The organism is Sulfuriferula nivalis (assembly GCF_009937995.1).
GTDB lineage: Bacteria > Pseudomonadota > Gammaproteobacteria > Burkholderiales > Sulfuriferulaceae > Sulfuriferula > Sulfuriferula nivalis.
Genome location: NZ_AP021881.1, coordinates 1,460,284 through 1,478,725 on the forward strand (window position 1 = coordinate 1,460,284; position 18,442 = coordinate 1,478,725).

At 47.8% G+C, this 18,442-nt stretch carries 14 protein-coding genes; 4 read left to right on the plus strand and 10 right to left on the minus strand.

From position 1 onward, the window contains the following. Positions 1-71 precede the first annotated feature (71 nt). Positions 72-293: a helix-turn-helix domain-containing protein gene (locus SFSGTM_RS17320; RefSeq protein ID WP_162084615.1), complete on the minus strand. Its 222-nt coding sequence runs from the start codon at positions 291-293 to the stop codon at positions 72-74. 353 nt (positions 294-646) lie between these two features. On the opposite strand from SFSGTM_RS17320, the gene SFSGTM_RS07500 reads away from it, so the two are divergent. The 4 genes from SFSGTM_RS07500 (at position 647) to SFSGTM_RS07515 (ending at position 4,364) form a co-directional block, all read left to right on the plus strand. Further along, positions 647-1,933: a site-specific integrase gene (locus SFSGTM_RS07500; protein WP_162084616.1), complete on the plus strand. Its 1,287-nt coding sequence runs from the start codon at positions 647-649 to the stop codon at positions 1,931-1,933. Beyond that, entirely contained in the window at positions 1,926-2,246 is a 321-nt protein-coding gene (locus tag SFSGTM_RS07505; protein WP_162084617.1) for a hypothetical protein, read from the plus strand. The genes SFSGTM_RS07500 and SFSGTM_RS07505 overlap by 8 nt, the downstream gene beginning before the upstream one ends. Then, positions 2,246-2,422, plus strand: coding sequence for a hypothetical protein (locus tag SFSGTM_RS07510; RefSeq protein ID WP_162084618.1), 177 nt, complete (start codon positions 2,246-2,248; stop codon positions 2,420-2,422). The genes SFSGTM_RS07505 and SFSGTM_RS07510 overlap by 1 nt, the downstream gene beginning before the upstream one ends. A gap of 115 nt (positions 2,423-2,537) precedes the next feature. Next, positions 2,538-4,364 carry an IS1634 family transposase gene (locus tag SFSGTM_RS07515; protein ID WP_162084619.1) on the plus strand — a complete coding sequence of 609 codons (1,827 nt, stop codon included), beginning with the start codon at positions 2,538-2,540 and terminating at the stop codon, positions 4,362-4,364. 242 nt (positions 4,365-4,606) lie between these two features. Here the strand turns inward: SFSGTM_RS07515 and SFSGTM_RS07520 are convergent, their stop codons facing one another. The 9 genes from SFSGTM_RS07520 to rfbB form a co-directional block, all read right to left on the minus strand. Then, positions 4,607-5,437: a 2-oxo acid dehydrogenase subunit E2 gene (locus tag SFSGTM_RS07520; RefSeq protein WP_162084620.1), complete on the minus strand. Its 831-nt coding sequence runs from the start codon at positions 5,435-5,437 to the stop codon at positions 4,607-4,609. A gap of 2 nt (positions 5,438-5,439) precedes the next feature. Next, the gene (locus SFSGTM_RS07525) at positions 5,440-6,783 is read right to left on the minus strand and encodes an aminotransferase class I/II-fold pyridoxal phosphate-dependent enzyme (RefSeq protein WP_162084621.1); all 1,344 of its coding nucleotides are present in this window, start codon (positions 6,781-6,783) and stop codon (positions 5,440-5,442) included. Further along, positions 6,783-14,360 (minus strand): type I polyketide synthase, encoded by a 7,578-nt coding sequence (locus SFSGTM_RS07530; RefSeq protein ID WP_162084622.1) that lies wholly within the window; start codon positions 14,358-14,360, stop codon positions 6,783-6,785. Before SFSGTM_RS07530 ends, SFSGTM_RS07525 begins: the two co-directional genes overlap by 1 nt. Before the next feature lie 217 nt (positions 14,361-14,577). Then, positions 14,578-14,946, minus strand: a complete 369-nt coding sequence (locus SFSGTM_RS07535) for a type II toxin-antitoxin system PemK/MazF family toxin (protein ID WP_162084623.1) — start codon at positions 14,944-14,946, stop codon at positions 14,578-14,580. Beyond that, a complete protein-coding gene (locus SFSGTM_RS07540) occupies positions 14,933-15,163 on the minus strand; it encodes an antitoxin of toxin-antitoxin stability system (protein ID WP_162084624.1) in 231 nt (76 codons plus the stop codon). Before SFSGTM_RS07540 ends, SFSGTM_RS07535 begins: the two co-directional genes overlap by 14 nt. 331 nt (positions 15,164-15,494) lie before the next feature. Continuing rightward, entirely contained in the window at positions 15,495-16,685 is a 1,191-nt protein-coding gene (locus SFSGTM_RS07550) for a polysaccharide biosynthesis/export family protein (RefSeq protein ID WP_232526064.1), read from the minus strand. 162 nt (positions 16,686-16,847) lie between these two features. After that, positions 16,848-17,105: a DUF2442 domain-containing protein gene (locus tag SFSGTM_RS07555; RefSeq protein ID WP_162084626.1), complete on the minus strand. Its 258-nt coding sequence runs from the start codon at positions 17,103-17,105 to the stop codon at positions 16,848-16,850. Positions 17,106-17,110: 5 nt separating this feature from the next. After that, positions 17,111-17,368: a DUF4160 domain-containing protein gene (locus SFSGTM_RS07560; protein ID WP_162084627.1), complete on the minus strand. Its 258-nt coding sequence runs from the start codon at positions 17,366-17,368 to the stop codon at positions 17,111-17,113. Continuing rightward, complete coding sequence (gene rfbB, locus SFSGTM_RS07565; RefSeq protein ID WP_162084628.1) at positions 17,361-18,431, minus strand: dTDP-glucose 4,6-dehydratase; 1,071 nt, start codon at positions 18,429-18,431, stop codon at positions 17,361-17,363. The genes SFSGTM_RS07560 and rfbB overlap by 8 nt, the downstream gene beginning before the upstream one ends. Positions 18,432-18,442 lie beyond the last annotated feature (11 nt).

Here is an 18,442-nt window from a genome sequence, read left to right on the forward strand (position 1 = left end):
AGAGACAAATTAGGGACAAATCTGAGACAAGTTATTAAAACGTTTGAATAACAGACAAAATGAATAAAAGACTAAATAATACCTGATGGATCATCAGGTTTGTACTCAAATAAATCTCCTATCCCACATTCAAAATACACACAGAGGCTATTCATTACTTCAATGTCAATTCGGGTAATGGTTTCTTTATATAACCGCGTCAACGTGCCTCTATTTATATTCGTCGCCATAGCTAGATCAGAAATCTTTAGTTTTTTTTCGCCCATCATTCGAGATAAATGGCACTTAATCATTAAAAATAACCTCCTGTAGATTAAATTGCTTTACAAATGCTATTTTATTGATTAATATGTTCTACAGGAGATTAAAAAAATCCTGAGAAGAACTAAAGTCATTCATTTTATACAAGAAGGAGTTGATATGTCACTAACATACTTAACAACAGAAGAATTATCACAACGAATCAAGTACAACCCAAGAACAATTCGTCAAGTGTTAATGAACAGCGTTCTAATTGAAGGTCGGCACTATGTTCGACCATTCAGCCAACGTAAAATTTTGTTTATATGGGAGCACATAGAAGAAGATATGGCGCAGCACATGCCAGTTCACAACAGCATTCCTATGAGTAATGGAGGTGTATGTTATGGCTAATGTTCGTGTAAAAAAAGACACAGGAAATCTATATTTTGATTTTCAGTTTATGAAATTGCGCTGCAGAGAATATACATCATTAACAGACACGCCCGTTAATCGTAAAAAGCTTAGTGTAGTCATGACCAAGATTGAAGCTGAAATTGCTTCTGGTAAATTTGACTACGCGCGTTACTTTCCAAACAGTCCTATGTTGAATCGATTGCAGGAAATCAATACTGTGGTGGTTCAGCCCATTGTATCAACGGATATTCCTGTGATTCCTACGACACCTTATTTTAAGGATTTTGCTGCACAATGGTTTGATGAGTTACGGCCTACATGGCGCAGTAGTACAGCCAAGGGTTATCAGGCTTATATTGATAATCGACTGAATCCCTATTTTGGGGAAATGATGGTTGGCTGCATCGGCAAAGCCGATATCCTTAAATTCCGCTCAATGATCGCCAAATCTGCAAACGGAAAATTAAAGCCTAAGACCATCAATAAATTCCTGAAATTATTCAAGATGATTATTGACGAAGCAGCCATCCGCTATGATTTTAACACGCCTTATCGTGGTATCAAGCCACTTAAAGAGGATAAAGTACATATAGAGCCGTTCACGGTGGAAGAGGTAAATAAAATAATCAGTCATGTACGGGCTGATTGGCGGGCTTATTTAATTGTTCGCTTTTTTACCGGTATGCGTACAGGTGAAATCGATGGTTTAAAGTGGAAATATGTTGATTTTGATAAGCGCCAGATACTCGTGCGTGAAACACATAGCTATGGACAGTGGGAATATACCAAAAACGATGGTTCTCAGCGTGAAATTGAGATGAACCAGTTGGTTTATGATGCCCTAATGGCACATAAACAAGCACAGGGGGGCCTGTATGAATGCGTATTTGTAACGCGAGATGGGCAACCCATTAGCAATTCTAATTTCTTGCATCGAGTATGGACACCGTTGCTAGCGTATTTGGGTATTCCTTATCGACGCCCCTATGAGACTCGCCATACATCGGCGACATTGTGGTTGGGAGCAGGGGAGAATCCGACCTGGATTGCTAAACAAATGGGGCATAGCAATACTGAAATGTTGTTTACCGTTTATACCCGCTATGTACCCAATTTAACACGGCAAGATGGATCAGCTATGGAGCGCCTGATAGCCGCTAGCATACAAATTACACCACCCACCTCAGGGATAGCACTCAGCCCTGAACGAGTAGCGACAGAAGTACATCATTGGGATCAGTTATTAACTAGCGATGAGGTGGCTCAACATGGATAAAATCACGCGAACATCTGTGGTGTCATTAAAGCAACCATCCTATAAGTACAGCATAGATGACATTAATTTAACCGACCCACAAGTCATGGCACGATTGGTAGAAAGCCTGAAGTATGTATTCCAAATACATCATGGGATAGAGCTACCATTTGTACTGGGTTGTTCCCAGTGTAAAAACAATGAAGAAGCCTTGATTGTATGGATAACACGTACACTTAAACAAACTGAATGGGTGGGTGCAGATGATTTGTTCAATTATTTAATCATGAAACTTAAAGCGCGTTTAGCTCAATACCATGAGGGGTGGATGTAATGACAATATCTACCACCACTCATGTCAGTATGCAGGAAATTAAACGCAACATAACTTCATTCAACCCACCCATCCCATTGGACGTGGATTATTTATATAGATTAGCTAACCCAACTTTAACGCCAATTCCCAAAAAAACGTCGGATTTGCATTTTGATTTTGATATATCCGTTTGATTTTTATAGGTTGTCATTTTTTGTGTTTCAGAAAACCGTTTTGTAGTGCCATAATATTTTATTCAAGCCTGTTAAAAAGTGGTTTTCCCCCTTGTTTTTCTGGTACGCTCGCGGCATGTTTATTCGACGAACCCAAACCAACAACAAAACGACAGGTGAATCCTACTTCACTCACCGACTCGTTCGCTCTGAACGAGTCGGTGGCAAAGTACGGCAAGTCACTTTGTTGAATCTGGGGCGGCACTTTCCGATTGAGCAGCATGATTGGCCATTGCTGTGTCAACGAATTGACGAATTGAACGGCAGCCAGGCTGTGTTACTGCCAGGGTCTGTACCGGAATCCCTCGAAAAAGCCGCACAACGTTATGCGGCACGACTGCTGGAAAGCATACCGCAACAAGTTGCTGCTGACTTGGGGGGTGTCACTGAACCTGCGCAGGATATTCACGAGGTAGATGTTGATACCCTGCAACTGACGAAACCCCGTGCTGTAGGGATAGAGCATCTCGGACTGTATGCGTTGTCTGAAGTCGGTTTCGTTGAGAAATTAACCGAATTGGGCATCAACGGTGTGATGCGAGCGGCGATTCTGGGCAATGTCATTGGACGTATGGCGAGACCCGCATCGGAATGGTCGACATGGAAATGGTTACGAGCGGAAAGCGCGCTGGGTGAGCTGATCGATTTCGATTACGAAGCCATGCCCCATACGCGCATGTATCAGGCTTCTGACGTACTCATCAAACACCGCGAATGCCTGGAGCAGCATATTTATGCTGCGGTCAACTCACTGTTCTGTTTGGATGAAACAGTCACATTATATGACTTGACCAACACCTATTTCGAAGGTGACGCTGCGGATAACGAGCAAGCCAAACGAGGACGTTCCAAAGAAAAGCGCAGTGATTGCCCCTTGGTCACATTGGGTGCAGTATTGGACGGGAGCGGCTTTCTCAAACGAACGAAACTGTTTGATGGCAATGTAGCCGAATGCACCACCCTGCAAGGCATGCTGGATGGATTGAACGCACCGACAGGTGCATTGGTCATTATGGACCGAGGCATTGCGACCGAAGCGAATCTGGTTTGGCTGGTTGAACACGGTTACCGGTATTTGGTAGTCAGTCGGCGTGGTGCACGGCAATTTGATGAATTGCGTGCCATCGACATTGAAACCAGGCAGGGCGAAGCGTTACAGATTCAGCGTGAACTCAGCGAAGATGGGCGGGAAGTTCGTTTGTACTGTCACTCCGTCGGGAGGGAGAAGAAAGAGAGTGCCATGCTCGCACGATTTGCTGCAGGATACGAAGCGGGATTGCAAAAACTGGCAGATGGCCTTGTCAAGCCGCGAGGGGAAAAGCGTTACGACAAACTCATGGAGCGCATCGGGCGACTCAAGGAAAAAAGCCGGGGTGCCAGCCAGCATTACCAGATTGAGCTCACGGCAAATGAATCGGGCAAGCAAGCTACCCAGTTGACGTGGACAAAGATGCCCATAGACGGCACCATGATGACCCACCCTGGCGTGTATTGCCTGCGCAGCAACGAAACGGATTGGGATGCAGAAAAGTTGTGGCGTACCTATACGATGCTGACCGATCTGGAAAGCGTGTTTCGCACCCTGAAAAGTGAATTGGGGTTGCGCCCTGTACACCACTCGAAACAAGCGCGTGTCGATGGGCATTTGTTCATTACCGCACTGGCGTATCAAGCGGTACAAATCATACGCACGAAACTCAAAACAGCCAGCATTCACCTGTCGTGGACAGGATTGCGCGCCACACTCGGCGTACAGCGCCGGGTAACTGCCACATTCAAACGCAGTGATGGCAGCACATTGCATGTGCGCAAAACCACCGTCGCTGAACCAGACCTGATGAATATCTACAAAATACTGGGAGTAACTCCTGCACCTGGCGGCATTAAAAAAATGATCATTTGACCAAAATGACGAGCTTGTAGTGCCACTCCGATTTTTTTATCAATACAACATGTTGATAATAAAGTGAATATTTTTTAGTGTGTTAAAGTTGGGTTAAGTAGCGGTGGGGTGCCAGATCAAGTTAACCTGCAGACTGATACGAAGCCCAGTTAAATTGCTGCCTACATCGCCTGAATTCGGAGCGTGACCTTATGTTGCCGATAACATTGGAGGTCGTTGAAAATTTTGATGCGACCCAAGGACTACAGTACGGAACCATCCTGCAGTTTTTGCTTGAAACGATCAGCAAAGCGCATCAGAGGCGCGCCGTCTATGATGTCGTGATCGGCACCTAAATTCATCTGGATGAAATCACGCTCCACTGCTACACCGTCATCCAATACAACTTTACTGTAACTTGCGCCTATGGACAAAGTCAGGGTCATAGGGGTGATGGGTATAATCACTGCAGGGCCTGTTGCGTTCATACCCATAGACGTAATACCTACTGTACCCGCAACCTGTTTGAATGAATGTGGGTTACGCCGGATTTCTATCCAGACGAGTTTGCGTAGCCAGGTGGGTAGTGAGAAAAACAACTTTTCCAATGCTGTCATAGGTCCCGTCTCACCAACAGGGGCTGTTTTTGCCACGTGAATTTCCTGAGCGATGACGTCAATTGATTTTTGATTAGCGTTGCGTATTAGTTGTGTGATGGGCATGGTGTGACCATCTACCTCGCGCTCGACCATGATTGCCAGGTCTACCTCATCAAAGATGACCAGTCTGGATTTCCCATGTCGATATGCCTGTATGGATTTGTCTTCATTGATTGCGCAGGCCAGTGTTTTGGCGATGTAAGTCGTCATGGAAATACGCATACCCTGCTGTGTATTATGCTTTTCCAGATGTGTACGTATTTTTGCGAGATCGGCTTCAAACAATAAATTAATTGTGTTCTTACGACGTCCTTCTGCCATGACGTCGAGTATGAAGTGACGTAATTTTGGATAGGGGCGATGTGTTACAGGATAAGGCGGTTGTTTGAACAGGGCAATTAACTGGGAAAATGCCTGGGCAAAATTAATTGCCATGTTTATAGCCGTCCAAGTTCCGTCGCCAGCACTTCGACGGTGTGGGCGATTTGTGCTTCGGTATGTTCACTTGAGACGAAAAACCGTAGTCGCGCTGATTTTTCAGGAACTGCTGGATAGAGTATGGGTTGCGCGTTAATACCGTGCTGGAATAAAGCAGCAGATAGTCGTGCAGCTTTGATAGAGCTACCAACAATAGCAGGAATGACGGCATAGCCTGCGCTGGTGCCTGTGTTAATGCCTGCTGCTTTGGTCAGTTGCAGGAAATATTGCCCGCGTGCCTGCAGTGTGGTGACCCTTGCTGGTTCATCCAGCATGCACTGCAATGCGGCTAATGATGCTGCCGCAACGGGTGGTGGCATACCAACACTGTAGAGAAAGCCTGGCGCGAGAAACTTCAAGTGTTCGACCAATGCAGTTTCTCCAGCAATATAACCGCCACAGCCTGCCAGTGACTTACTCAGCGTGCCCATCCAGATATCGACATCCTTGCCATTAATGCCGAAATGTTCGCGTATACCTAAACCGCGCGTGCCCATGACGCCGAACGAGTGCGCCTCATCTACCATCAGAAATGCCCGATAACGTTGCTTTAGCTCAACAAACTTGGGCAAGTCAGGGTAATCGCCATCCATGCTGTAGATGCCCTCAATTACGATCAGCACACGCTCGAAATGGTGACGCTGTTCGCCCAGGATTTTTTCCAGCGCCTGCCAGTCATTGTGTGGGAATGACAGACGCTTTGCACCGGACAGCACCATGCCTTGTAAGGCACTATTGTGAATGAATTCATCGTGCAGGATGAGGTCTTTGGCGTTGAATAAATAGCCTATGGTCGTGACGTTGGTAGCGTGGCCGCTGACAAACACGATTGCGTCATCTACATCATAAACTTCAGCAATAGCGTGTTCCAGCTCACGATGTATCGGACGTTCGCCTGACACCGGGCGGCTGGCAGAAACAGATGTGCCGTATTGGTCTATCGCCTGTTTGGCAGCATCGGCTACACGGGCATCACCAGACAAACCAAGGTAGTTATAGCTGGCATAGTTGATATAGTCACGACCGCCAATTTTAGTGGTGGCGCCAGCAATACCCTCATGTAATTTGAAAAATGGATTGCTGATCCCCATGCGTGCTGCACCATCATTGATGATGCGCAGTTGTTGATAGCCTGGATGAAGGTAAAAACGGTAGTGTTGCTCAGGGATATTGTCAGCCTGGGTTGATTTGGCTAACGGTGCATCTGTCTGCTGCTCAACCTGACGCAGCTTGCGTTCGAGTGCCTGCTGTATCAGTTTGTCCTTGATCTGTGCGGTAAGTCCAGTTATCCCTTTGCTTGCCATCAGCTTATCATCCGTTTGTTGGTAGCTGTGCTGTTGGTCTGAACATCACGCATTAGATTATTCACTGATTCTGCAGTCATTTCTGTCCCATGCTGTGCGGCAACTTGCTCAACCTGCTGTTGTACCGCACTGGCTTCTACTTTATCGCTACCTTTTAATTGTGTGATCAGACGTTCAGCTAATTTGGCTATGGTTGGGCTGGTGCTCAATGCCATCACCGACAGGCGTATGCCAAATCGAGATTCCAATGCAACGACCAACTCCACACCCATTAATGAATCCAGACCCATGTCGTAGATAGAGCGGTTGGCATCGATCTTATCGGGCGCAACGCGCAGAATCTCGCCAACTTCCTGTTTGAGCATGGCTATGATAGCGATCTGCAATTCATCATCGGTTAGCTCGGCCAGTAATCGCTGCATATCTGCACCGTTATCTGTATTTGCATTGTTGTCCTGATCTTGTTGTGCCATCTCACTGAATTTGGCCGAGTTGGCACTGGGCAAGAAACGCGCGAGCGCTTTCCAATCTAGTTCCAGTATGCCTAACCCAGAACGGTCAGCAATTAAGATACTTTCTAGCGCGTCTAGGGCAACAGCAGAGTTGAGTGCACCACCACCCATACGACCTTGCAGTGCATCCTTGATTTCTTCATTACGGGCGAGGAAGCCTACGTCGTCAATTGCACCCCAGCGTACACAAGTTGCGGCCAATCCAGCAGCTCTGCGATTGCGGGCGAGTGCTTCCAGCGTGGCATTGGCGGCCACATAGTTACCTTGCCCAGGATTACCAAATAACGTGGTTGCTGACGAAAACATTATAAAATAATCCAGTGCTAATGCTTCAGTCAGTTGATGTAAGTGCAATGCGCCGAGTACTTTTGGTGCAAGTACACGCTGGATCTGTGCAGCATCCATGTTGCGGATTAAACCGTCTGCAATTACCATCGCCGCATGGACTATGCCTTTAAGTGGTGGCATGGTGCTGGCGATGTGTTGCAATAACATGCTCAGTGCTTGATAGTCGGTGACATCACAAGCAGTAGCATATACTTGCACACCTTGTTCCTTCAGCTGCGCAATACTGGCCAGTGTTTCGACTGATTGAGGCCCTCTACGGCTAATCAATACTAAATGCCGTGCACCTTTGGCAGCCAGCCATTCGGCGGTTTTTAGACCAAACCCATTGACTCCACCTGTGACAAGATAAGTCGCATTGGCATTGAGTTGGAGTTGTGGTTTTGCGGGTTTGATAGAGCAATGGTGCTGATGTATAGGTTGATGATATGTGACGACTATCTTGCCGATTTGTTTGGCTTGTTGCATATAACGGAAAGCGTCAACAATGTCGTTGGCTTCAAATACGGTATAGGGCAGTGGATGCAGAGTGCCATCAACAAACAGATTCATCACTTCAGCAAATAGTTTGCGGGTAAAATCTGGGCGGACTTGCATGAGCTGATCAGCATCAACACCAAAATAGCTGATGTTGTTGCGGAATGGTCGCAAGCCTATTTTGGTATTTTCGTAGAAATCGCGCTTACCTAACTCGATGAAACGTCCAAACGGTTTTAGCACGCGGAAATTGCGGTTGATAGCTTCGCCCGCCAGTGAGTTGAGCACAACATCCACGCCAGCACCCGCTGTGTCGGTGAGTATCTCATCAGCAAAAGCCAGTGAACGTGAATCATAAATGTGCTCAACCCCAGCCAGTCGTAAGAAATCACGCTTTTCATCGGATCCTGCTGTGGCGTAGATTTCCGCGCCTATCCATTTAGCAATTTGTATTGCGGCTATGCCTACACCGCCTGCCGCACCGTGTATCAGCAATTTTTCGCCAGGTTGTAGCTGGGCAAGTTGATGTAGCGAGTAGTAAACCGTTAAAAAGGTACTAGGTATAGTTGCTGCAGCTGCAAATGAGATGGCTTCAGGTATCAGTGAAATGGCGCTGGACTGAGTAATTACGCGGTTACTGAAGCTAGACGGGCCAAAGCCAACAACACGGTCACCCACAGCGTAACCATTGGCTTGCATACCTACATTGGTCACGACACCAGCAAATTCCAGTCCCAGTGTCGGGCCAGCGAATCCGTTTTCTATGGCCTCATCAGAGAGCATGCCGAGCGCATACATGATGTCTCTGAAATTTAGACCCGTGGCATGGATTTCGACTTCGATTTCGTGTGCAGCAGGTGGGACGCGAGGGTGAGCTTCCCAACGTAAATTACGTAGCTGTCCCGGTGTCTGGAAAGCCAGGCGTAAAGTGGGCGTGGTAAGTGGTGCTACTGTAGCTGCAACTGGGCGCGGTTCAAGTCGCAGGCGTGGCGCGTAACGTGCACCGTGTGCATTGAGTATAACCTCGGTTTCCTTATCAGCCAGCATGAATTCTTGACTCAATGCGTTGGCAACAGTTTCCAGTTTATCTGGAGCATGCAGATCAACCATGCGTATCGCGTAATTGGATTGCTCATTCATCAAAGTGCGGCCAAATCCCCACAATGTAGCATCTGGCAGCGAAGCGGTTGAAGAGCTAGTCTGCTCAAACTCGGAAAGCAGATCAGTGCTTACATTGGCAGTAATTAACCAGCAAGTGGTATTGATCTGGGTCGATTCACATGCCTGGATAATGGCTACGGCGTTGGCGCAACGTTCAACCTGCAAGTCGAGCAGGGTTACAGGAGTATCAGTCACCGTATTAAGACCCGCTAGATAGATGATACCGTCAAGCTGAGCTGTGGTGTCGAGCAATAAGGATGCAATGTGCGCACTATCGCCTGCACGGGCGATGCGGACTTGGGCATCATAGGCTGACAATTTTTTTGTTAGCAAGTTGGCTAGTTGTGCGGAATAGCCTGTTTTATCAGCCAGTATTAGCCAGTTGCGTGCCAGAGTAGAGGGTGTGGCCGAAATTGGTTTGGCTGCGGTTTGTGCTATCAGCAAATAGGGACCAGCATGTGCATCGGGTATTAAATCCAGGTGTTCGGCATTGATAAAATTCAATGTTTGCAACTGCTGCTGCCAAAATTGCGCAGAATGTTGTGCAGAATGCCAGGCTGTATCTGTTGCTATCGCTTTGGCCTGGCAACCAAACACAAAATCCATCCAGCGTGATGGATGTTGACCTATCAATAACAGGCTGCCACCCTCAATCAATTGCGAATTCGCATATTTGAGCGCGCGTATGGCTTCTTCAGGGGTACTAAAATCAAGTTGCACGATAGCCAGTTGGCAAAATGCGGGGGTAGTCGTGGCAGCGTCGATCAGACTGGTATTGAAGCGAGGATAATGTTCTTGTAATGAGGCAACCTCTTCCAGTGCCGATTCAGAAGGGCTGGCAAACGTGTAATCACTGCGGTTGAAATCCAGTTGTGCACAAATATCAGTGGCAAACAGTGGTGTACTTGCGCTGATTTCCAGTACACCCAGACGCTGACCCGCAGGCAATAGCTTTAAGCTGTAAGTAATCCAGTCACGTACATTGGCCGTGAGTTGTTGTTTGCCTAATTTGCCTAGTGCCAGACGGGTTAATGCCGCAAGTGAGGATGCATCAGAAGCCAGTTTTGCTGGATTAATGTCGCCAGTAAGTAAGGCTGGCAAATGTAAGCCTATACGTCCTACACTGTGTATGATTTGAAAGTAATCAGGGTAATCTGCTACCAGACTATTCCAAATATCTATCGGCAATATGCTATCAGCCTGGCTGACTGGAATGTCCCAGCCATTCTTGCTAACAGTAATGGCCTGATCCTGTTCTGCCATTGTTAACAAATGCGTGAAATAGGGCGCCGCTTGTGGTGCGGATTGCTGATATGTTGTGACTGCCTTACTGGTGAGCACACCAGTCTTATCCGCTAATTGTTGCAATGCCTGCACAGTGAAGCCGCTGCATAAGCTATCGAGTAATGGTTCAACCTCAAAGGCATAACGATCAAATAGCTGCTGTTGTGTGCATTGTTGCACCACGCCCTTTAGTGCGGTACGTATTTCAGCAAAACTAATGCTGGCTGTAATCGGTGTGAGTGGATGGGGTACCGGTGTTGCGTGAAAATCAAGGAAACGCAAATGATCCGCTGCCTGTTTTTGTAAACGCACACTACGGAAGCGAGCTTCCTTGACAACCGCAATGGCGATACCGTTTTGATCAAAAACCGTAAACTCAGCTGTTAGTGAATGCGGTGAACGGTTCAATAAAGTTACTTGGGCGCTATGAGGTGCCGCACCGGTTTGCCGGAAAGCGATGCGACCCATTTTAACGGGAACAAACGCAATGCCTTCAAATAGCGCCAAATCATCTTTCAGTAATTGAATAATCAGCTGGAAAGTGCAATCCAATATAGCGGGGTGGAGGTGTGTTTGGGCTAAATCAGATGCAGACAGGGCAGGGGAAAAGACTGCAAATGCAGTCACGCCATCGATCCAGCCATGCGCTATACGTTGAAATTCAGCGCCATAATTCAGTCCTGCAGCACGGGTCAGCGCATCATGGCTGATATGATCAAAGTCAGGTTGGCGGGTTGGAATATCTGGCGCAATCTGCGTTAGCAGAATATCACCGGGTTCGCTCAATATGCGCGCTACCGCATGTGTAGTCCACGGTTCTGTACCCGCCTGATCGCGTCCAACAATGCTGACACTGCCATCTTGTGTGGCGATACTTATGCGTATGGTTTTGGCGTGTTCGTCGCTTAGTATCAGCGGTGAACGGATTTCCAACTCTTCAATTTCAGCTAATTCGGAGGGTTTCCATGCCAGTGCTGCTGCCAGCATCAGCTCTGCAAAACCAGTACCAGGAAACACCGTTGCTTCGCCGACTACGTGATCTGCCAAACTAGGTAGAATAAGTGTATCGAGTTGATTTTCCCAAGTGAGCACATGTTGTTGCAGCGCATAACCTAATAACGGATGAACCTTATGTCGACTCAACAAGCCCATCGATGCAGCTGATACGGGATGCCAGTGACGCTCACGCTGCCACGGGTAATTAGGTAAGCTGATGAATTTGCCTGATACAGGGAACAAGCTAGTCCAGTCTATGCATGCACCAGCAATGATGGCCGAATTAACTGCTGCCCAGACGCGATCTGCAGCATCATCCTGACGGGTTAATGTGGTAATCACACATCCTTCAGTATTGCTGTCTTTCATGGCGTCATTAAGATAACCACGCATCACTGCATGAGGGCCGACTTCGATAAAAATATTTGTGCCCGTGGCTAGTATTTGCTTACTGGCTTGTTCAAATAAGACAGGTTTGCGTATGTTGTGCCACCAATACTCAGCATCAAGTTTACGTCCATCCAGCAATTGGCCTGTTACCGTTGAGTAAAACGGTATAGTTGATGCGACAGGCTTGACATGCTTAAGCGTATGTTTAATATCGGTTTCTATCGCATCCATGGCTGGGCTGTGGAAAGCATAATCCAGTGGTAGACGTTTGTAAGGAATGCCTCGAGCTGATAAAGCGGATTCGAGTTGGGTAAGTTGGTCCGCATTACCAGCAACGGTGATACCGCGAGAACTGTTAATCCCCGCTATTGCCAATGTGCTTTTGATTGATGTTAATAATGCTTGTGCATCGGCAATTCCGCAGCCTACCGCTGTCATCTGACCCTCGCCCTTGGTTGTACCCTGGGCATGGCTACGGTGATAGATCACGGCTACGGCATCAGCTAACGATAATGCGCCACACGCCCAAGCCGCCGCCACTTCGCCAACGCTGTGACCAGCTACGGCAACAGGCGTAATACCCCGTTGTACCAACATACGGGTAATGCCGACTTGTAATGCGAATAAGGCGGGTTGCGCAATTTCAGTTAATTCATAGCGGTCGTCGCCGTGTTTGCCAGCTAACTCATCTTCCAGCGAAAAATCAGCATACAGGCGGAAGAGTGCGTCAATTTCACGGATAGTTGTACGGAATAGGGCGGATTCTTGTAGCAATAGCTTACCCATGCCCGCCCACTGCGAACCATTACCTGAATAGATGAAGGCTGGGCCAGCAGGTTTGGTTAATGCAATGCCAGTTTGTACTTCGCTGTTGTTAGCTGCGTCATTGGCAAAGGCAAGTAAAGATTTGGCAATGGCAGCAGGTGTCGTACCCGTTAGCACAACGCGATGGCTATGCGCTTCGCGGTTAAAAATCGTGTTGTAACTGATGTCGTAAAGCGCTGTCCTGGACTGTGAATTCAGGAATGCCGCAAACTCACTCGCAGCTTGTTTGAGTCCGGCATTGTCCTTTGCCGAGAGCATGATGGGCAGGTCGGTGTTTTTCGGGGAAGCGGGTGCTTTGGCTTTGGGGACTTCATGGCTTTCCAGAATGACGTGAGCGTTAGCACCGCCAAAACCGAACGAATTGATACCGATAATAATTTTGCCGGATTTTTTTAATGGGCGATTTTCAGTGACGACTTCCACATTCAAATCATTAAAATCAATGTTGGGATTGAGTGTCTTCACGCCAATTGTTGCAGGTATAACGCGGTGCTGGATGCAATGCAACGCCTTGGCCAGGCCAGCAATGCCTGAGGCTGCTTCCATATGACCGAGATTGCTTTTAATCGACCCAATAAGCAAAGGTTTATTTTTGGCGCGGCGTTTGCCTAATGCTTCACCAATTGCGCGCGTTTCTATCGGGTCACCGACAGCGGTACCCGTGCCGTGTGCTTCAAGATAATCAATAGTTGCAGGATCGATGCCTGCTTTTGCATAAGCGTGTGTGAGCAACTCAGCTTGTACCTTCGCGCTAGGCACGGTCAGGCCAGATTTACGACCATCGGTGTTGACTGCTGAACTTGCCACTACCGCCAGAATTCGATCACCGTCAGCAATCGCCTGATCATAATCCTTAAGCAGGAATACACCGCCACCCTCAGAGCGCACATAGCCATCACCTGCAGCATCAAATACCTGACAGCGTCCGCGTTTGGACAGCATGGATGCTTTAGAGAAGGTGATAAAACCATAAGGATGTAAATGCAGACTGACGCCGCCTGCGAGTGCCTGTATGCTTTCACCTGAAAGTATAGACTGACATGCTTGATGAAACGCCACCATAGACGACGAGCAGGCGGTATCTATCGCCATACTCGGGCCACGCAAATCCAGCACATAGGAAATGCGGTTGGCCGCGATACTGCTGGTATTGCCTGTGGCGGTGGTGGAATCGACGGTATTCAGGTCATCAGCCAAACGATAAGCATAGTCGTTGCTGGCGATACCGATATACACGCCACAGCGACTTCCGCGTAGAGAAGACGGCTTCACGCCCGCGTTTTCCAGCGCCTCCCAGCTCATTTCCAGCAGCAAACGTTGCTGCGGATCCATCAGTGCAGCTTCGCGCGGGGAAATGCCGAAAAATCCAGCATCAAATTGAGATACATCACCTACTGAACCCGCTGCAAAGGTATAGCTGGTGCCAGGATGGGTTTTATCAGGATGACGATAAGTATCCAACGCCCAACGTTCGGCATCCACCTCAGTTACCAAATCGCGCCCAGCTAGCAGGTCATCCCAATAGTGAGCGTTGTTGGTGCTGGGAAAACGAAAAGCCATTCCAATAATTGCTACTTTTTTTGCCATTCGATTCGATCTTCTGTTAGTGATATATTGCTCATCGCCAATGTTTAATAAAGGCAAACGTCGCGTTCCATAGTATGCCTGTCAGCTCATGCATTGTGCTGAAATGATTTGCGGTTTTTGCATCAGCTATTTTGTAGTCGTGAGCGGCTAGGGTGCGTGCTGTCCTGAGTCATTGCCAGGAATCCATTGCTCAAATCAGCAGCCTATCCACCCCTCTTTACCTACCAATTAGCAGCTTAAGCGCCTCCTCAACACGCTTCAGGTGGTTAGTGCTCAGCATCGCCAGCGGTTTATCGCCCATAAAACGCTGGTTTGAAATGGCGCGGATTTGATCGATGAGCAAATCCGTGTCCTGAGTTAGTCCTGGTTGATTTATCAAAGCAATACGAATCGGAAAGTAGTCTTTGTCTCGCTTCACGTTAGTGGTTCCCATCACAACAATAGTAGTTGGATGGCCATTCGCATTTAAAAGGTCGGTCTGAATGACCAAGGCTGGGCGATTACGTTTGCCTGGTTCTTCTTTGTGCGTTTGCGGTTCGAAGTTGACCTCCCAGACCTGTCCCCGCAAAACATTAGTCAAGGCCATCTGCCAGTGAGCCTTCGAGTGATTCATTAAAAGAGAGGTGTTCGGCGGCAAGTTCTCTCGACAGCATGGCAATATGCTCAGCCATCACCCGTTCGTTTTTCTCATTAACCGCCTGGCGGATATAATCTGAACTCTTTAGGCCGATGGCGTTAGCCATAGAGCGTGTTTGTTGGGCGAATTCATCGCCAGCTCGAAATGAAAGCGTCGTGGCATGCATGCAAATCTCCTTGTGTATGAAAGTAATACCTAATATTAGCACAAAAATGTAATACGTTTATCTGCCAGCGTTAGACAAATAACTTGACATCCTCCCCTCCCAGAAGGAAGGGGATTCCTACGGCGCTACGCGGTGATTTGCGAGGTCGCTTCGGTGGGTTCCTGCTTCATCGAGCGACCTGACTGCGCCGACTCTCCACAGGCTAACAAGCGGTATCCCCGCTCTAAAACATTGATCGCGCCGACCACATCGGCGTTATTTTCGTAGCCACAATCTACGCACAGAAACTTTGCCTGTGTGAGCCGATTGTCTTTTGATACGTGACCGCTGATCAAAATTTAATCGTACCCACGTTCACAATCGGATAAATCACCGACACCACAATATTCAAGAATTTCTGCAAATCAGCACCTGGCGCATTGGATACATACAATACATCTTTGTTATCAATCGGGAAGCTTTGTGCGACAAAAAAGCTCGCTGGGTCTTTCAGATTAAGTTGGTAAACCACAGGCACTTTACCATCTGGCGTAGTTTTAGGCGGTGTTTTCCAGTTCAATGCTTTACTATCTTCCAAACGGAAAATGAACACCGCGCGCGCATCAGCGCGTGAATCTTGTAAACCACCTGCTCGTGCCAATGCCTGCGCCAGTGAAATCCCTTGCGCCTCAAAATTGATTTCTTCGTTTTTGCCTGTTGCGCCCAGTACCGTAAAGCTCAGTGGCTGGAATAACGCCGTGACCACGTCACCCGGCTGCAAAACGATATTTTGCTTCGGGTCGCGAATAATCGTATCCAGCGGTAATGCTTGCACTTTATCGCCACGCGTTACTTGCAGCGTCATCTTGTTCACTGACTGACGCACGCCACCAGCAGCAGCAAGCGCATCCAGTAACCGCTCGCCACGCGCGGTAAGTGGCATCCGCGTACTCGCGCCGACCTCGCCGACCACGGTAACATTGGCCGTATTGTTGCGGATAATACGTACCAGCACCTGTGGTTGATTTGCCTTGCTTTTTAAGCGCTGTACGACTTCAGCTTCAATTTGTTGTGGCGTTTTGCCTGCGGATGCGATTTGCCCAGCAAAAGGAATATTAATCATCCCGTTACTGCCCACCATTTGCTCAGGGAAAGTCGTTACTCGCGTGGTTGAAGGCCCCATGCGTGGATCAATTGCCGCGCCACCAAATAACATCGCGGGCGGCGCCTCCCAAATAGATACCTCAATGACATCACCAGCACCAATGACATAGCCTAGGTGGTTTGTGTTGTCGAATGCTTCAGAAAACAAGGCCTTTTTTTGATCCGCGAGCAACTTGCGCGCAACGGCATCATCAATATCAACGATTTGTATGCCCTCTACACGTGGGCTATCGGTACTCTCTAATACTTGCTGACGGCTAGGGCCAGATGATGGCAGCCAGTCTGGATAGGAAGCGCAGCCACTAAGACTGGACGCAATAATCAACGAGCTGAGTAAGGTGCGTACTAAAGGATAATTAACTGAGGTAATTGGTTTCAATGGGGGTAATCCAAGTAAATGAAATTTAAATTTTGCCGCAAGCATAGTGCAGACATGCTGCAATTATGTATGCGTCGCTATTAAGCAGGTGCAAGGCTGCGCTGTAGCTTCCAGCCAACTTGTCCGTTCTCTTGCCCAAGAGTAAAATGTTCAAAAAATATCCTATGCAGCCAAGCCAGATTGTTGTGTATATAACTCAAATAAATACTCAGGTGCGAAATCAGCGCCGTTATCCCAAACCACCGTGCCCATGATGGCATCCTGTTTAGCGGTCATAAATAAACGTTCATCATGCAGTGGTTCAAAAACATCGCCCCATAGTGCATTGGATAAATCAATTTCGCCCGAAGTACCATTGTTAAATTGGACAAATAATTTATAACCTAAACGTGGCTCAACATATTCTGTATGTAAAAACATAATAATTACTCCAAAGGGGCAATGGGTTTTAATGGTTTGCGCGTTTGTGCTAATTGCCAATCTTCCATCAACTCAGCCTGATGCAAATCTAACCATTCAAGTGTCGCCCGTAACGCACGCTTAGGGAATGTGCCACGGACTACACCCGTTTGAATTTCAACTGTAATTTCATAGTCACCATAACGCGCATGGAAATGCGGTAATGGGTGATCAACCCAGTTCATAAAAATAATAATACCAAGAAAACGGCTTAATTCAGGCACTCGTCACCTCGCCATAGTGTTTACCTACCCAATCCCGATATTCACCCGATTGCACATTCGCCACCCAGTCGGCATTATCCAAATACCATTGTACGGTTTTGCGTATTCCTGTGGCGAAAGTTTCTGCGGGTCGCCAGCCTAGTTCACGTTCGATTTTGCTCGCGTCAATTGCATAGCGGCGATCATGGCCGAGGCGGTCGGCTACATAAGTTACTTGCTCGTTATAAGGTTTGCCATCGGAGCGTGGGCGTAGCTCGTCAAGCAAGGCGCATACGGTCTTCACAATCTCGATATTCGGCATTTCATTCCAGCCCCCGATGTTATATACCTCGCCTGGTTGTCCGGCTTCCAGCACCCGCCGTATCGCGCTGCAATGGTCTTTGACATATAGCCAGTCGCGTATCTGCATACCATCTCCGTACACCGGCAATGACTTGCCTGCCAATGCGTTGACTATCATCAATGGGATGAGTTTTTCCGGGAAATGGAACGGCCCGTAGTTATTGGAGCAGTTAGTCGTTAACACGGGCAAGCCGTAGGTATGATGATAAGCCCGTACCAAATGGTCAGACGCGGCTTTAGAAGCAGAATATGGACTATTCGGTTCATAGCGATGCATTTCGGTAAAAGCAGGCTCATCCTTGGCTAGCGAACCGTAAACCTCATCGGTAGAAACGTGCAGGAAACGAAAATTCGCCTTGTCCTCGCCTGTTAGCATATTCCAATAACCGCGCACAGCTTCGAGCAAGTGGAAAGTGCCGACGATATTGGTTTGAATGAAATCTTCTGGGCCATGAATCGAACGATCAACGTGCGATTCAGCAGCAAAATTCACCACTGCACGCGGCGCGTGACGCTTGAGCAAATCCGCAACCAGCGCGCTATCGCCAATATCGCCGTGAACAAATATGTGCCGCGCATCGCCCTGCAAGCTGTCCAGGTTTTTAAGATTGCCCGCGTAGGTGAGATTATCCAGATTGATGACAGGCTCATCGCATTGTGCGAGCCAGTCGAGAACAAAGTTAGAGCCAATAAAACCGGCTGAACCAGTGACTAAAATCATAAGGTTATTTC

Bases quoted from the DNA above. Each gene is read 5' to 3' on its own strand.
- SFSGTM_RS17320 (WP_162084615.1), bottom strand. From the start codon at position 293: ATGATTAAGTGCCATTTATCTCGAATGATGGGCGAAAAAAAACTAAAG.
- SFSGTM_RS07500 (WP_162084616.1), top strand. From the start codon at position 647: ATGGCTAATGTTCGTGTAAAAAAAGACACAGGAAATCTATATTTTGAT.
- SFSGTM_RS07505 (WP_162084617.1), top strand. From the start codon at position 1,926: ATGGATAAAATCACGCGAACATCTGTGGTGTCATTAAAGCAACCATCC.
- SFSGTM_RS07510 (WP_162084618.1), top strand. From the start codon at position 2,246: ATGACAATATCTACCACCACTCATGTCAGTATGCAGGAAATTAAACGC.
- SFSGTM_RS07515 (WP_162084619.1), top strand. From the start codon at position 2,538: ATGTTTATTCGACGAACCCAAACCAACAACAAAACGACAGGTGAATCC.
- SFSGTM_RS07520 (WP_162084620.1), bottom strand. From the start codon at position 5,437: ATGGCAATTAATTTTGCCCAGGCATTTTCCCAGTTAATTGCCCTGTTC.
- SFSGTM_RS07525 (WP_162084621.1), bottom strand. From the start codon at position 6,783: ATGGCAAGCAAAGGGATAACTGGACTTACCGCACAGATCAAGGACAAA.
- SFSGTM_RS07530 (WP_162084622.1), bottom strand. From the start codon at position 14,360: ATGGCAAAAAAAGTAGCAATTATTGGAATGGCTTTTCGTTTTCCCAGC.
- SFSGTM_RS07535 (WP_162084623.1), bottom strand. From the start codon at position 14,946: ATGGCCTTGACTAATGTTTTGCGGGGACAGGTCTGGGAGGTCAACTTC.
- SFSGTM_RS07540 (WP_162084624.1), bottom strand. From the start codon at position 15,163: ATGCATGCCACGACGCTTTCATTTCGAGCTGGCGATGAATTCGCCCAA.
- SFSGTM_RS07555 (WP_162084626.1), bottom strand. From the start codon at position 17,105: ATGTTTTTACATACAGAATATGTTGAGCCACGTTTAGGTTATAAATTA.
- rfbB (WP_162084628.1), bottom strand. From the start codon at position 18,431: ATGATTTTAGTCACTGGTTCAGCCGGTTTTATTGGCTCTAACTTTGTT.